This is a genomic window from Micromonospora sp. NPDC007271 (assembly GCF_040634005.1).
Classification (GTDB): Bacteria; Actinomycetota; Actinomycetes; order Mycobacteriales; family Micromonosporaceae; genus Micromonospora.
In genome coordinates, this window is record NZ_JBEYER010000008.1 from 60,050 (window position 1) to 74,201 (window position 14,152).

Here is a 14,152-nt window from a genome sequence, read left to right on the forward strand (position 1 = left end):
TGGACGCCCGGCAGGGCCCGAGGTGGCACCGCTCACCGACAGGTCGCCGGCGAAGCCAGGCCGGGATCTCGGGTCCCACCGGAAGACACGCGTCCCAGGTGCGCCCGGTTCACTATCAATCGAAAAAGCTCGACGGAGCGTGGGGATGGCATCCGTAGCTGCCGTCGAACTCCTCGGTCGGCCCGGTCGCGGCGTTGGGCAGGGCGACTGCTGGTCAAGGGTGATCTCTCCGGCTCAGCCTTGACCCGGGGGCCGCCCGCACGCCTGCCCGAACCCCTCAGGGCCGGAGGCGTAGGGCGCGCCGGCGCGGGGGCTGCCGGCCGCGCAGCGCGAACGCTCGGTGCGCGGCGCCGACCCGGGGGCCAGGCCTAGCTCACGAGGCCAACCGCTCACCTTCGTGGCGACCTGATCTTGCGAGTTCGGCCCCGCCATCTGACTGGTTGATCTCCGACCACACCGCATCGAGGGAAAGGCCGAGGACGGCGGCGATCGCAGCGATGGTCGGGAAGGCAGGGGTGGCTACGCGACCGGACTCGATCTTCCGAAGGGTCTCCGGCGAGACGCCCGCGTCCAGCGCGGTGCCGAGCATTGAACGCTCGCCCCTGGCTCGACGCAGGAGGGCGCCGAGGCGCTGTCCGCGTTCGACCTCTGCGGGGGTGAGCGGCAACCTGACCATGCTCCGATTCTAGTACCGGGATAACATGGCCGGGATACTTATTGGTCGCACGAGTGAGGCGTCGCATGATCGAGTTCCTGAACCCCACAGAGCTGTCACGAGCCAGGGAGGCAGGCGCCCTCGTCGCTGGCACATTGCAGACGTTGAGGAGTCGCTGTGAGGTAGGCACGAACCTCCGGGACATCAACCGGTGGGCCCAGGCCATGATCACCGAGGCCGGAGGGCAGTCCTGTTACGTCGACTACGAGCCGTCCTTCGGACGTGGGCCGTTCGGCCACTACATCTGCACGTCAGTCAACGACGCGGTGCTCCACGGACTGCCGTACGACTACACGCTTGCCGACGGCGACCTGTTGACGCTCGACCTTGCCGTCTCCAAAGGCGGAGTTGTCGCTGACTCCGCTATCAGCTTCATCGTGGGCGACTCGAGCCCCCCGGAGAGCGTTGCGCTGATCAGCGCGACCGAGCGCGCATTGAGCGCGGGGATTGCCGCGGCCGGACCAGGGGCTCGCATCGGTGACATCTCCCACGCCATCGGCTCGGTCCTCAGCGAGGCGGGATATCTGATCAACACCGAGTTCGGAGGTCATGGCGTCGGATCGACGATGCACCAGGACCCGCACGTCCCAAACAGGGGGCGGCCCGGTCGCGGATACAGGCTGCGCCCTGGGCTGTTGCTGGCATTGGAGCCATGGGTCATGGCGGACACCGCCGAGCTCGTTACCGATGCCGATGGCTGGACACTCCGAAGCGCGACAGGCTGCCGGACAGCGCACAGTGAGCACACGATCGCCATCACCAACGACGGAGCTGAAATTCTCACCTTGCCGAAGCAGGCGTAGCCGTGAGGTGACAGCCATCCGCGTCTTCCGCTCCCAGCAGTTCACCACCCATCGCCGCTGAACTGGGAGCCGGCCGATGTCCCACGTCAACGCTGCCCTGACCCCCCGACACCGGCTCATCGTCGCTCGTCTCGTGGTCAATGCTGGGTGGCCGATCAACGAGGTTGCGGCCGGCTTCCAGGCTCCCTCACCCAGGTGGAACGGTGGGTCGGTCAACGACGAAACGGCGTCAGCCTGCGAATGCGCTTGCGGGAAGGGCGGGCTCCGCTCGCCGCGTGACTCGACATCGCCCCGTCCAGGGCACACCCCAACCCAGGCGGCGCGGACGTGCCATCGACAACGGACGCGACCGCCCCGGGCCGGAGCGGGGCGTGACCAGGCCGTGGATCAAAGTGCCGTCGAACGTGGACGCCTCCGGATCGCTATTCATCCATACGGTATGTATGCTCGCTGACCGAGACCTACCCCTCCAACTCATGCCATCCCGCCCAATCGCCCCGGGCGACGCTGGCCAGATCGGAGTGACATGGGCTGCTCACACGCCCAGGAGTGCCCCCTCTTCCCATTGCTCAACGCGAGCTTGCGGGACTGGCGTAACTACTACTGCGACAGTGCGGAGGGCTGGCGGACGTGTGCTCGGTACCAGCTGTCCAGGACGGGCCGGCTCGTGCCGATCACGCTCCTGCCGAATGGGGTCGACGCGTCACACCTGAGACGCACTCCCGACGCTGATGGGCCGGACGCCGCCAACCCGCTACAGACGGCCCCGGCGCGGCTCAATCCGGGGCCCTCGCAGCGGTTCGAGCCGATACCGGCCCGCGAGCCCAACCCTTCACCGGCAGCCGCTCAAGGCTTCCACACCGGGTCACCCGCACCGGGTCCGCACCACCCCACCACAACCCCATCGACCCCACCGGCGCCTCGGCGCGCCCGGTGGTGGACCCGACTCGCAGAATGGATTGCAGGTCCCGCATGACTGAATACTGGCCCTGGTGGGCGGGGGCTGCCGGGCTCGCCCTCCTCACCATCAACTACGCCGTCACGACCGATCGATCCTTCGGAGTGTCCGGTGCGTGGGACCGCGTGCTGCACTGGCGCGCCGAACGCCGTGTCGAGCGGGTGAACGCCCAGTTCGATGACGAACGTGTCCTCGCCGAGGCCCTCGCCGCAGCCACCGTCGACCAGTTCGGAGTCGGTCCGGCTGCACCTGCCGTTCGCCCCGCCCCGCACGGCGACGCGCGGACCCCGGAACAGGACGCGCGACCGCCAGAGGCGGCGAACTCCTCACTGGCGAGGCTGCTCCCGGCGCCCCTGGCCAGCCAGGTCGCCCTGCTCCTGGCGGTCTTCGTCGGCGGGTGGGCAGCGGCGGTCACCAGCGGGCGATTTCAGCTCCGCCTCGACATGGGCGACGCCTTCGGCCAGATCGTGACCGATAAACCGATCGCGATGATCGGCGCGCTGTTTGTCGGCGGTGTACTCGTCGGCTTCGGCACCCGTCTCGCCGGCGGGTGCAGCAGCGGTCACGGGCTCAATGGCTGTGGCCGGCTACAGCCGGTCAGCATCGTCGCGACTGCCGTCTTTTTCGGTACCGGCGTCCTCGTGTCGTTCCTGCTGTGGAAGGTGATCTGATGCGTACGAGGGGCGGGCTGCTCGTCGCCAACATCATTGCTGGGCTGGCCCTCGGCTACACCGTCGCGAACATCGGGTTCGCTGACTACGGCGAGCTGAACCGCATGTTCACCTTCCAGGACCTTCGCATGCTCCTGGCCTTCGCCGGCGCCGTAGCAATCATCGTGGTGGTATTCGCCGTATTGCGCGTCCGCCGTACCCCGGGACGCATCCATGCCGGCGTGATCCCCGGCGCAGTGCTCTTCGGCACCGGCTGGGCGATCTCGGGCGGCTGTCCGGCGATCCCGATCGTGCAAGTCGCCAGCGGGTACCTTCCCGCCTTGGTCACCATCGCCGGCATTGTCGTCGGCGTCCGGCTCTGCCGCTGGGCGAACACGAGGTACTTCCACATCGACAGTGGATCCTGCGAGCGGTAGCCGATCGCGAGCGCGTGCACGGCCCGCCTGGGAAGATCGCCGACGATGTCAGCACCGGAGTTGGCCGAACGGCGACTTTGGTGGCTGGATCGTCGGCGGGAAAGGGCCCTCGTGCCCGCCGCCGCCGACCGCCTACGGGCTCAACAACGGAAAGGCGTCCTCGACCGGTTCCGCTCACTGCCCACGGCCCGCTCCGCCGTACTGACCGGCAGGGCACGAGCCAGCCCGGTGAGCCCGCCAGGGCTGCCGGGCAGGAGACGGCGACGGCGACTCAGAAAGTGTTGGGTAATTGGTCAACTACATGCGGTGATGCGTCGGTGGTGATCTCCGTGGTCTAGCCCGTCCATGAAGATCACCATCATGTGTGTCTGTGCGTACAAGCCGTTCTACGACTCGTCGTTGACGGATGCTCAGTGGGCGTGATCGAGCCCCTTCTCCCGGAACGGGATCCGCGCCGCGCTGGTCGTCCGCTGAAGTTCCCGCGCCGGCTGGTTGTGGACACCGTGTTGTACGTGCTGGTCAGCGGCTGCGCGTGGTGGCTGGTACCGAGCGACCTTGCTCCGTGGGACGTGGCCTACCGGTGGTTCCGCGCATGGGCGGCGGACGGTACCTGGGGCCGGGTTCACGACACGTTGCGCGAGCGGGTCCGGGAGGCGGGCGGCCGGGATCCGCAGCCTTCGGCGGCGGTGCTGGACTCGCAGTCGGCCCGCAGTCACCAGGGCGGCCAGGCGATCGGATACGACGCGGGCAAGCGGGTGCGGGGCCGAAAGCGGCACCTGCTGGTGGACATTTGCGGGCTCGTGCTGCGGGCGGTCGTGCACTCGGCCTCGGTGCAGGATCGGGCGGGCGCGAAGTTGGTCCTCACCGGCATCCGGGACCTGTTTCCGCAGGTCGGACTGGTCTGGGTCGACGGCGGCTACGTCAACGTGGTCGATGCCGGCCTGGTCGGCTGGGCGGCCGAGCATGAGAACCTGGAGCTCGTCGCGGTGCCGCGCAATGCGGATGTGAAAGGCTTCCACGTGCTGCCCCGCAGGTGGGTGGTCGAGCGGACATTCTCCTGCCTGGGACGGTGCAGACGGTTGGCACGGGACTACGAGCGCAAGACCGCGCACGCCAAAGCGATGATCAAAGTCACCATGATCCGCCTCATGGCCGCCCGCCTCGCCGGCGAGGAGATCGAACCGCGCGGCCCCATCGAGACCGAAGCGGCCCGCCGCCTCGCCGACGACCTCAAGAACGAGTGGTCACCCCCGATTACCCAGCACCCGGGTGGAGATGGAGGGCGCGGGGGAGGAGTACGACGGGTTCGTCGAGTTCCACCGGTTCGGTGTGGCCGGCGGGCTGCTGCTGCGGAAGGGGCAGCAGTTGTCGCTGCCGTTCCAGCTGCACCCGCTGCCGGTGCAGGAACGCATCCTGGAGGCATTCGGTCGGCTCGGGTTCCAGTTCAAGGGTGCCGACCTGGAGCGCGGCCACATCCACGGCCTGCACCAGAGCCTGTCCTTCTACCAGGAGGTCGAGTACGTCGCCGCCCCGCGAGGGCGGCGAGGACGAAGGCTGACCCGGGGAAGTCCCTTGTGGACTTCCCTGTGCGGGTGATGATCTAATTCAACCCGGTTCACCCGATGTAGCTGGAAATGCCAGGCTACGTGGAGAAGGAGTGTTCATGCCCGTCACCGCCGACCTCACCAAGCTGGTCGACAAGGCCTACCAGGACAAGACCCTCGCCGAGCTGGTCGACGCCCCGGTGTCCGCCCTTGCCGGAGTCAGCGACGGTGGTGCCAAGCTGCTCAAGGAGGCGCTCGGCATCGTCACGATCGGTGACCTCGGCCGCAACCCGTACTTCCGCACCGCCAGCGGCCTGGTCGCCCTGGCCGACGGCAAGTAACACACCCCTACGGTGGATGTCCGAGCGGCCAGGTCCAGTGGCCGCCCGGACATCCGACCGCTCCACGAGATGACAGGGGCTGGCCCCCTTGCGGGACTGGGCGACGCTGGAAGCAGACAACCCGCCTGGGAAGGGACGCTCTCGTGGAAGTCACCGGCATCTTCACCGGGATCCTCATCGGTCTGATCATCGGCGCGCTGGGCCGGCTGGTCGTACCCGGCAGGCAGAACATCCCGATCTGGCTCACCCTGCTCATCGGCGTGGTCGCCGCGCTCCTCGGCACCCTCGTCGCCGGAGCCTTCGGCGTCGCCGACACCCGCGGCATCGACTGGATCGAGCTGGCCCTACAGATCGGCTTCGCCGCAATCGGCGTCTCGATCGCCTCCGGCGCCTCCGGCCGCCGCCGCTGACCCGAGCCCGGCCGCCGGCCCGCCCATCGCTGGGCGGGCCGGTGCCGTGCTCCCGCAATCCAGCCGACGCGAACCAGCCCGGGCGGGTTCGCTGGCAGACTGATCACCCATCTGACCCGATCATGGAAAGGACTACGCCGATGGCGGCGGAGGGCAGCACCAAGGCCGTGGTGACAGCGCTGGCGGCGAACCTGGGTATCGCGATCAGCAAGTTCGTCGCAGCCGCGATCACCGGATCGGCGTCCATGCTCGCCGAAGGCGTGCACTCGGTGGCCGACTCGACCAACCAGGCGCTGCTGCTCGTCGGCGGAAAACGCGCCCGCCGCGCCCCGTCGGCTCTGCACCCGTTCGGCTACGCCCGCGAGCGGTACATCTATGCCTTCCTCGTGGCGATCATCCTGTTCACCCTCGGCGGCCTCTACGCCCTCTACGAGAGCTGGCACAAGATCAGCCACCGGCAGGAACTGTCCTCCCCGCTGATCGCGGTGATCGTCCTGCTGATCGCGATGGCTCTGGAGGGGTACGCGCTGCGCACCGCGGTCGCGGAGGCCAACCGCATCCGCAATGGCCAGAGCTGGGTCGCCTTCGTCCGCCGGGCCCGCGCCCCGGCACTGCCGGTGATCCTCCTCGAAGACGCCGGCGCGCTGCTCGGCCTGGTCCTCGCGCTGCTCGGCGTCGGCTCAGCATCATCACCGGCAACGGCATCTTCGACGGCATCGCCACCGGCTGCATCGGCCTGCTGCTGGTCAGTATCGCCGTCATCCTGGCCATCGAGATCAAGAGCCTGTTGATCGGCGAGTCGGCCCTGCCGGAGGAGGTTGCCGCCATCCACACCGCGCTGCTGTCCACCCCGGGCGTGGACCGGGTGATCCACCTGCGGACCATGCACCTCGGCCCCGAGGATCTTCTCGTCGTCGCCAAGATCGCCATCGCCGCGCGCGACAACGGGGCAACCGTCGCCGCCGCCATCGACGACGCCGAAGCACGCCTGCGCCAGGCGCTGCCGGCCGCCCGCGTCGTCTACCTCGAACCCGACATCGACCGTGCCACAGTGACCGCCTGACCGGTGCCCGGCGGGCACGCAGCGGGCTCAAGGCGCCGGCCACGACGGGCAGTGCCGCCGTGGCCGGCGCCTGTCCGGAGCCGGGAACGAGGTAATGGGTTGCCGCCAGCGCCCGGACGGCAGCAGACCAGCGAGTGCGTCCTGTCGTCGCCAACCCCGGGCGGGTCCAGCGACCGCCGGTGATCCCGTAACCGCTGGCAAAGCCGCGAAGCAGAGCGCTGCGCCGGGCAGCAACGCCGCGACCGTCCACCATCTGGCGGGAACCGTGCCACCCCCACCATCCGGCCCGGCCAATTACCTTGTTGCTCTGCTGGCCCCTGCCTACTGTGACGTGATGATCCCGCGACCGCTGACGGTGACCTTCGATGCGCACGACGCGGCCCGCCTGGCGCAGTTCTGGGCCGGCATGCTCGGCCGGAAGGTCGTCGAGGACGCCGCAGGCGCGCTCCTGCCCGGCGAAGACGGTCAGCTCAGCCTCCGGTTCGCCCCAAGCCGCACGGAAGAGATGGGGCCAAACCGCCGCATGCACCTTCACCTGACCAGCGCCAGCCACGACGACCAGCAGCACACGGTCGCGACGGCGCTGGGACTCGGCGCCAGCCACCTCGACGTCGGGCAACGCCCCGAGGAGGGGCACGTCGTCCTGGCCGACCCCGAGGGCAACGAGTTCTGCGTGATCGAGCCGGGCAACAACTTCCTCGCCGGGTGCGGCCTGCTCGGGGAGCTCGCCTGCGACGGCACCCGGGAGGTCGGCCTCTTCTGGAGCGAGGCGCTGGGCTGGCCACTGGTGTGGGATCAGGACCAGGAGACCGCGATCCAGTCACCGCGCGGCGGCACGAAGGTCGCGTGGGGAGGCCCGCCCGTGGCCCCGAAAGAAATGAGGAACCCGCAGCGCTTCGACCTCACCCCGGCCGGTGGCGACCAGCAAGCGGAGATCGACCGGCTGGTCTCCCTCGGGGCCACTCGGCTCGAGGTCGGTGAGGACGGCACGGTCGTGCTGGCCGATCCCGACGGCAACGAGTTCTGCGTGACAGGGAGCTGACCACAGCGCAGCCGGCCTGCCCAGCGGGTCAGAGCGCCCTCATCGCCCTGAGCAGTGCCGCAACGGAAGACGACGGCGGCCATGACAGGTGACCGCCTGGCCGTAGCTTCAGGCGGTATGGGCATTACCGCCGGGAGGCGACGACCACGGTGGCGAGGACCCAACCGACGAACAGTCCGTAGATCCCGCCACCTGCGACCCAGCCGAAGGCACCGCGCAGGCTGGCGTCCACCTGGATGAACGCGGCCAGGAGGCCGGCGAACGCCGCAGCGAAAACGTAGGCTCCCCAGCTCGAGAAGAACAGCCTTGCGCTACGCGGTGACCCTGGGGCAACCATCAGGGAGACGAAGACGCCGGTCAGCACGATGAGCAGGATTGCCTTGATGTCGTCGGCGAGGATGGTCCGCACCGACTCATCCGAGCTGAACGACCAGGTCGGCCACGCCAACTGCTTCAGGAAGAATCCCCACGCGTCGTTCGACGTGTGGTTCCTCGCCCAGTCGGTGTAGGCCGGGTTGCCGAATGCGATCACCAGGATCAGGGCGGCGAGTACCGCTGTGCCCGTCACGGTGCGGACCCGTCCGGCTGTAGTGGTAGCCATACAGACAGTGTGGGGTGTGCCTCCCGGGCAAGGCAATCTATGAAGGTGAATGGTTTCAGGGGCCCAACGGCCCCGCAGTGGCACCGAGTGCCCGCTTCGGCCGATGATGCTCGCCGACAGGTATCCCGCACCGGCCCCGGCGAGCGGCCACCTCGGGCCGGTCCAGCCTCGTCGACGCTTTTCGATGTGGTCCTGACGGACGTGAACGCTGCCGGTGGGCGATGCGGTTGGTGTCGGTGCACTCGGTGGCACAGGAAGAGGCAGGGGAGAGCAGAGGGCTTCGGCGCGTGTTCGGCGTGGCGGCGCTCCGCACGGCCGGCGCGCTGGTCCGTGGTGACCATGATCCGGTAGGTAGGCTGCGCTCATGATCGCGCTGCCCCTCGCCGCAGGTTCATGGCGACTTCGCACCGCAGCAACTGTCGCCGTCGTTCTCGCGCGCTGTGTCAGGGGCGCCGTTGGCTGGGCCGCTGTCAAGGCGGCCGAAGCGGACCGGGGTGAGGCGACCCCCGTTGCTGCCGCGAACGCCTACCTTCTGGCGGTGTTCAGCGGCTCCGATGGCCAGCCGCGCATTCGCCGCTGCCCGTACCGTGCCGCGAATCGGAACTCTTGGCGGAGGTATGCGAGACAACGTTGCCTCAGTGGAGTCCGAAACCGAGATGGAATCCGGGCACGCGCGGGGGTATTTCATTCGAAGGTGGGCTGAGTGATGATAGTTAACTCGAAGGTTCTGGCGTTGATTATGGGCATAGTCTTCATCCCATTAGCCTTAATTGGCTGCGCAGGGAGCGGCGAGCCAAGCCGGGAACCCGCGATCTTCGAAATCGCCAACACCGAAGAGGTTGTCGGCAAGAAAGGCGATGAAGTGTTGACGCTCAGGAAGCATTACATGATCCTGAACCCGCCGGAAGACCTGGTGGAGCTGAAGGATTTCATCGAAGGGTACGTCAAGGATCATCCGGTCGAAGGTGACAACAGATTCATTGACTTGTCTTTCTACAGGGAAAGTGACGATTTGCCGAGGGACTGGCAGCCTGATGAAAGTTACATGAATACGGATCGGCTGGAGCATCACAAGAACGATCTCATTGCATCGATCACCTGGTCGGATTCCCGGCCGCAGAAAGAATACGATGTTTATGATAAGAGCGAGGAAGGGGGAATCCTGAAACGGATGCGTTTCGTTGAGGATCGGCTCGTTGACTGAGAGCGTGTGGTGAGATCGGGTTGATCAGGCCTGGTAGCCCAACCTGGGATCGTTGTGTAGGTACGAGTCAATGGCTGGGGTGGCCTCGGCGGCGGTAGTGACCCGCATCTCGGTTGGACCTGATCGGCACCGACTTTGCCACGGTGGCCGCTGGGGTCGGAAACAGCTCAGAACGACGCGGGTGGGATGCTCTGCTCGTACTGGAAGATGTTGTGGGGGTCGTACTTCGCCTTGATCTTGCGCAGCCGGTTGAAGTTGGCTCCCCAGTAGGCGGTTTCCCAATCCGCCATTCCAATGTTCGGCACGTTGACGTAGGCGCCGTTCACGTAGGGCCGCAGCGCCTGGCTGAACTCGGCGATCCAGGCCTGGGCAATCGGGGTGATGGCGTCGCCGCTGTTTGGCACTCCACGAGTGCCCCAGCCGACGCCGGGCTCGGAGTAGAAGAGCGCGTTGCGATGCGGGAACGCCGAGCCGCCGCGGGGTTCGCGCATTTGAGCTCCCGTGCCGAAGGCCTGAGTGAAGAAGTTGCTGTCATCCGTGGGAGCGTCTTCCATGAATGCGCGGACCACGCTGATCGCCTTCTTCGGAAACGGCTCGGTGGTGAACTGCGAGAAGAACTTCCAGTCTGCGGGCTCGTCCTCGGTCGGTATCTGGAATCCGGCATATATGTCGCCCCAGGGCCCGGTCTGCACCGTGACCTCGGGTTTGCCAATCGACAGGATCGGGGCCAGCAGCTTCTTCGCCTCCGCTGCCGATCCGTCGGCGAGCACCCCGAACAGCAGGATCTGGGATTTGTGGATCTCGAGCTGGGTTCCGAGGCGGTTGTCGGTGAACGGTGCGGTGCGCTGCCAGGTGTCGAAGATCCCGTGCAGGTCGTTGAGGCCTGCCCAGGTCGCTTGCAGGTAAGCCACACTCTTCAGTGGAGTCACCTTGTAGGTGAGTGAGGTGACGATCCCGAAGTTGCCGTTTCCCGCGCCGCGGAGCGCCCAGAGCAGGTCCGCGTGGTTCTTCAGGTCCACCTCGATCGCCTTGGCGCCGTCGGCCCCCCACGGGACGACGATCTCCGCCCCTATCAGGTTGTCGCAGGCCATGCCGAGGTAGCGGGTGAGGAAGCCGAGTCCGCCGCCGAGGGTCGCACCGGACAGGCCGACGCTTCCCTCCGTTCCCGTCGTCACCGCAAAGCCCTGCTTCCCGAGGGCGGTCACCGCCTCCAACTGGTTGAGCCCGGCGCCGACTGTTGCGGTGCGAGTGGCAGCATCGATCTGGGCCGACTTCAGTTCGCTGACGTCGATCACGATGCCGTTGTCTACGTTCGACCAGCCCTCGAGGCTGTGGCGGCCGCTCCGCACCCGCAGCGCGACGTCGTTCTGCCGCGCCCACGTGAGGGCGTTGACCACGTCCTGGGTCTCCTGGGCGAACACGATGACCAGCGGATAGTGCACGAAGAGTTCGTCCCAGCCGAGGCTCGCACTCGCGTACCCGGGGTCCTGGGGACGGACGATGCGGCCGGTCAGCGTCGCTGGCGGGCATTTCGCGCTGTAGGACGAGCCCGAGCCGTCGGGCGCAAAGCCCGGGGTGACTCCGTCCGCGACGCCGGGGAGAGCGACCGCGCCGGCGCCAACGACCGCGCCGGCGCCCACGGCCGCCGTTGCCTTGAGCAGCTCGCGGCGAGAAAGGTCGTTCATGGTCCGTGTCCTCTCGATCGGGTTACGCCAGGGTTCGACTACGGGAACTCCCGCCCGCCAGCTGGCACCAACAAACGGTAATAGAGGGGACTTCTCGGGCGATCTGAGACTTACTCTCGGAACCCGGTCGGGTGATGCCGGCCTGCCTCTTGTGGGTAGCTGGTTCGAAAGTGACGACCCGGCGGCGGTCGGCGGCCTTGACCGGGATTGGGGGTGCGGGTGCCAGGCGCGGGCCTGGGTGAGCTCGACGGGTTGAGGGTGACGGTGTAGCCGGGGGTTGCTCAGGGTGGGGCCCGGTGGTAGGCGGTCGCGTCAACGGGCAGCGGGTGGTCGGACGGAGGTCCGACCCTCGCCGTTCGATCCTGTCTGACGCGTCCCGCGGGCAGGGCTGCCGACTGGACCGGAAGGGCCGATCGGTGGAACGCGCCGGGCGCCGTCAGGTCTCGGTCGATGATCAGAACATGTGGGCGAAGATCGACGTACCGTGCGTCGGGGGCCGCAGGCACCGACCCGGCCCGTGGAGCCGATCAATCCGTTGCGGGCAACGACGGGCCCGCATGTTCCGCGCTGTTTCGGCGGCAGTCGGGGCGATGCCGGAACACCGACAGGTCGTGATCCTGCTGGTCGTCTCATGCGGTCGCGGTCGGTGCTCACGGCGGGTAGGGGGCGGCGCGCCGACGGGGCTGCCACCGGCGGGCATTATGGCTGGTCGTCGATTCGTCCACACTGGCCTGACGGTCTGGAGTCGGATGCGTTCGGCGTTGCCTTTCCGCCCACCCAGATCTGGTCTGCACCAGACAATGGCGATATTGTTACCGGCCAATTGAACGGCCGATGATTATTCGTCGTCAGCCGATCTCCTCACGCCCCGAGAACAGGAGGACGCGCTCGTGGCCTCACCCGCCGATTCGACGGTCACCGGCGACGACGTCGAGCCGCAGCGGCCCATTCCGCGGTTTCTCACCGAGTTCACGCCGACCCGGTGGCGCCGTAGGCTGAGCCCCTTTTCGCGCGTACCGAAGCACTCCAAGATGGGCGAGACCTGGCATGTGGCGGCGAAGACCGCCCCGGACGAGCTGGTCATCGTCGATCGCCCGCCGGACATCGACCCCGGCGGAGCCGAAGCCCGCACCTACACCCAGTGGGCGGAACTCGTCGATCGCGCCGCGGCCTGGCTGCACAAGGCGGGCGTGCGCCCGTGGGACCGGGTGGCGATCCTCAAGCAGAACCACCTGGACATCGTCATTCTCGGGTGCGCCATCGCCCGGATCGGCGCCATTCCCTGCATGTTCTCCGGCTCCTACGGGCCGGAGGCGATGATCCCGATGCTGGAACGGCTGGAACGGCCGTTCCTGTTGACCGACCAGAAGCACCTCGACCAGTGCGGCATCACCCCGGAGGTGGTGGCGGAGCTCACCGTACGGACGATCAGCGTCGACGCGGTCGCGGACCGGCCGGACGTGCTGCACCTGGACGACTTCAAGGACGCGCCGCCGGTCCAGCCGAACATGCGCGAGTTCAAGGAGCCGGTGGTCATCACCCACACCTCCGGCACCACCGGCGTACCCAAGCTGGTCATGCACTCCGCCGAGTCCATCTACGCGATGGCGATCGTGGAGACCGAGCGGTGGCCCAGGTTCGGGCTCCGGCGCAGCGACACGGTGGCGTTCTGCGACCCCTACACGCACGAGCGGCTCACCACCATGCAGTTGGCGATGGCCGCGGTCGGCCCGCGGGTGCTCTTCCTGTCCGACCCGCTCTCGCCAAGGGTCCGGGAGCTGCTGGCCGAGCACAAGCCGACGCTGGTGGAGGCGCTGCCGAACATCTACCTCGCCTGGGAGCCGCTGGCCCGCGACCCCGCCGGCCTGTTCAGCAACGTGCGGGAGTACGTCAACTCGTTCGACGCCATCCACACCCGCACGATCCGCACCTTCATGGCCGCCACCAAGCGCCGGTTCCCGATCTGGGTCCAGTCGTGGAGCCAGAGCGAGAACGGCGCGCTGTGCATCCGGCCGTTCTTCCGCTTCGTCGTGCGCCGCAAGGCGCACCGGCCGCCGCCGACGCAGCTGATCGGCTGGCCCATCCCGTTCCACGCCAAGATGCGGGCGGTGGACCCGGAGACCGGCAAGGAGGTCCCGCGCGGCCAGGTCGGCCTGATCGAGATCGACCAACCGGGACGGTGCCTCGCGTACGTGGGTGAGCAGGACCGGCATGACCTGAAGTGCAACGGCAGGTGGTGGAACACCGGCGACCTCGCGGTCATCAACAAGTGGGGCGCCGTGCGGATCGTGGACCGGGAGATCGACCGGATCCCCGGCGGCAGCGCGATCGAGTTCGAGGACCTCATCCTCGACCGGATCGACTACACCACCGAGGTCGTCATCCTTCCGGTCGCCGGTGACCTGCCGGTACCCGTGGTCAGTACCGCGGACGACGTTCCGCTGGACAAGGCCGACTGGGAGCGGGCGGTCGCCGACCTGAGCCCGATGGCCCCGCCGATCCAGATAAAGTGGGACGAGTTCCCGCGAACCGGCACATGGAAGATCCGCCGGGTCACGCTCCGGGAGAAGCTGCTCTCCGATGCCCAGGCGATCGGCATCGGGCGCTGGACCTGACCGTCCTCATCCCCTGATCACCCCGACGCGGCGCCGGTCCTGACTGTGCCGGCGCCGCGTCGTCCGGACCACCGCGGCCGAGCG

General features: G+C 67.8%; 13 protein-coding genes and 3 pseudogenes. 13 read left to right on the forward strand and 3 right to left on the reverse strand.

Annotated features, from left to right (window positions below):
* Positions 1 to 373: 373 nt before the first annotated feature.
* Positions 374 to 676: a helix-turn-helix transcriptional regulator gene (locus ABZ570_RS05125; protein WP_358056981.1), complete on the reverse strand. Its 303-nt coding sequence runs from the start codon at positions 674 to 676 to the stop codon at positions 374 to 376.
* 65 nt (positions 677 to 741) lie between these two features.
* Between ABZ570_RS05125 and map the strand changes: the two genes are divergently transcribed.
* The 11 genes and pseudogenes from map to ABZ570_RS05180 all read left to right on the forward strand — a co-directional run bounded on the left by map (position 742) and on the right by ABZ570_RS05180 (position 7,963).
* Complete coding sequence (map, locus tag ABZ570_RS05130; protein WP_358056984.1) at positions 742 to 1,518, forward strand: type I methionyl aminopeptidase; 777 nt, start codon at positions 742 to 744, stop codon at positions 1,516 to 1,518.
* Between the two features lie 76 nt (positions 1,519 to 1,594).
* Positions 1,595 to 1,794 (forward strand): annotated as a pseudogene (locus tag ABZ570_RS05135) (IS481 family transposase); the annotation flags it as partial.
* 696 nt (positions 1,795 to 2,490) lie between these two features.
* Positions 2,491 to 3,147 carry a YeeE/YedE thiosulfate transporter family protein gene (locus ABZ570_RS05140; protein ID WP_358056987.1) on the forward strand — a complete coding sequence of 219 codons (657 nt, stop codon included), beginning with the start codon at positions 2,491 to 2,493 and terminating at the stop codon, positions 3,145 to 3,147.
* Positions 3,147 to 3,563, forward strand: coding sequence for a YeeE/YedE thiosulfate transporter family protein (locus tag ABZ570_RS05145; RefSeq protein ID WP_358056990.1), 417 nt, complete (start codon positions 3,147 to 3,149; stop codon positions 3,561 to 3,563). The genes ABZ570_RS05140 and ABZ570_RS05145 overlap by 1 nt, the downstream gene beginning before the upstream one ends.
* 419 nt (positions 3,564 to 3,982) lie before the next feature.
* Positions 3,983 to 4,702 (forward strand): annotated as a pseudogene (locus ABZ570_RS05150) (IS5 family transposase); the annotation flags it as partial.
* A 124-nt stretch (positions 4,703 to 4,826) separates the two neighbouring features.
* Positions 4,827 to 5,096, forward strand: a pseudogene (locus ABZ570_RS05155) (sporulation protein); the annotation flags it as partial.
* Positions 5,097 to 5,226: 130 nt separating this feature from the next.
* Positions 5,227 to 5,448 carry a hypothetical protein gene (locus ABZ570_RS05160; RefSeq protein ID WP_358056993.1) on the forward strand — a complete coding sequence of 74 codons (222 nt, stop codon included), beginning with the start codon at positions 5,227 to 5,229 and terminating at the stop codon, positions 5,446 to 5,448.
* Between the two features lie 143 nt (positions 5,449 to 5,591).
* A complete protein-coding gene (locus ABZ570_RS05165) occupies positions 5,592 to 5,858 on the forward strand; it encodes a GlsB/YeaQ/YmgE family stress response membrane protein (RefSeq protein WP_358056996.1) in 267 nt (88 codons plus the stop codon).
* A 140-nt stretch (positions 5,859 to 5,998) separates the two neighbouring features.
* Positions 5,999 to 6,649: a cation transporter gene (locus ABZ570_RS05170; RefSeq protein WP_358056999.1), complete on the forward strand. Its 651-nt coding sequence runs from the start codon at positions 5,999 to 6,001 to the stop codon at positions 6,647 to 6,649.
* Positions 6,646 to 6,921, forward strand: a complete 276-nt coding sequence (locus tag ABZ570_RS05175) for a hypothetical protein (protein ID WP_358057002.1) — start codon at positions 6,646 to 6,648, stop codon at positions 6,919 to 6,921. The genes ABZ570_RS05170 and ABZ570_RS05175 overlap by 4 nt, the downstream gene beginning before the upstream one ends.
* 334 nt (positions 6,922 to 7,255) lie before the next feature.
* Positions 7,256 to 7,963 (forward strand): VOC family protein, encoded by a 708-nt coding sequence (locus ABZ570_RS05180; RefSeq protein WP_358057005.1) that lies wholly within the window; start codon positions 7,256 to 7,258, stop codon positions 7,961 to 7,963.
* 124 nt (positions 7,964 to 8,087) lie between these two features.
* On the opposite strand, the gene ABZ570_RS05185 is transcribed toward ABZ570_RS05180, so the two are convergent.
* Positions 8,088 to 8,564 carry a hypothetical protein gene (locus ABZ570_RS05185; RefSeq protein WP_358057008.1) on the reverse strand — a complete coding sequence of 159 codons (477 nt, stop codon included), beginning with the start codon at positions 8,562 to 8,564 and terminating at the stop codon, positions 8,088 to 8,090.
* A gap of 703 nt (positions 8,565 to 9,267) precedes the next feature.
* Here ABZ570_RS05185 and ABZ570_RS05190 point away from each other — a divergent pair.
* The gene (locus ABZ570_RS05190) at positions 9,268 to 9,768 is read left to right on the forward strand and encodes a hypothetical protein (RefSeq protein WP_358057011.1); all 501 of its coding nucleotides are present in this window, start codon (positions 9,268 to 9,270) and stop codon (positions 9,766 to 9,768) included.
* A 167-nt stretch (positions 9,769 to 9,935) separates the two neighbouring features.
* Here ABZ570_RS05190 and ABZ570_RS05195 read toward each other — a convergent pair whose 3' ends face one another.
* Positions 9,936 to 11,453 carry an FAD-binding oxidoreductase gene (locus ABZ570_RS05195; protein WP_358057014.1) on the reverse strand — a complete coding sequence of 506 codons (1,518 nt, stop codon included), beginning with the start codon at positions 11,451 to 11,453 and terminating at the stop codon, positions 9,936 to 9,938.
* A gap of 1,031 nt (positions 11,454 to 12,484) precedes the next feature.
* On the opposite strand from ABZ570_RS05195, the gene ABZ570_RS05200 reads away from it, so the two are divergent.
* Entirely contained in the window at positions 12,485 to 14,068 is a 1,584-nt protein-coding gene (locus ABZ570_RS05200; RefSeq protein WP_358057017.1) for a class I adenylate-forming enzyme family protein, read from the forward strand.
* The last annotated feature ends 84 nt before the right edge of the window (positions 14,069 to 14,152 follow it).

Excerpts from the sequence above, each read along its gene's own strand:
- ABZ570_RS05125 (WP_358056981.1), bottom strand. The coding sequence starts at position 676 with ATGGTCAGGTTGCCGCTCACCCCCGCAGAGGTCGAACGCGGACAGCGC.
- ABZ570_RS05160 (WP_358056993.1), top strand. The coding sequence starts at position 5,227 with ATGCCCGTCACCGCCGACCTCACCAAGCTGGTCGACAAGGCCTACCAG.
- ABZ570_RS05170 (WP_358056999.1), top strand. The coding sequence starts at position 5,999 with ATGGCGGCGGAGGGCAGCACCAAGGCCGTGGTGACAGCGCTGGCGGCG.
- ABZ570_RS05145 (WP_358056990.1), top strand. The coding sequence starts at position 3,147 with ATGCGTACGAGGGGCGGGCTGCTCGTCGCCAACATCATTGCTGGGCTG.
- ABZ570_RS05200 (WP_358057017.1), top strand. The coding sequence starts at position 12,485 with ATGGGCGAGACCTGGCATGTGGCGGCGAAGACCGCCCCGGACGAGCTG.
- ABZ570_RS05180 (WP_358057005.1), top strand. The coding sequence starts at position 7,256 with ATGATCCCGCGACCGCTGACGGTGACCTTCGATGCGCACGACGCGGCC.
- ABZ570_RS05140 (WP_358056987.1), top strand. The coding sequence starts at position 2,491 with ATGACTGAATACTGGCCCTGGTGGGCGGGGGCTGCCGGGCTCGCCCTC.
- ABZ570_RS05195 (WP_358057014.1), bottom strand. The coding sequence starts at position 11,453 with ATGAACGACCTTTCTCGCCGCGAGCTGCTCAAGGCAACGGCGGCCGTG.
- map (WP_358056984.1), top strand. The coding sequence starts at position 742 with ATGATCGAGTTCCTGAACCCCACAGAGCTGTCACGAGCCAGGGAGGCA.
- ABZ570_RS05185 (WP_358057008.1), bottom strand. The coding sequence starts at position 8,564 with ATGGCTACCACTACAGCCGGACGGGTCCGCACCGTGACGGGCACAGCG.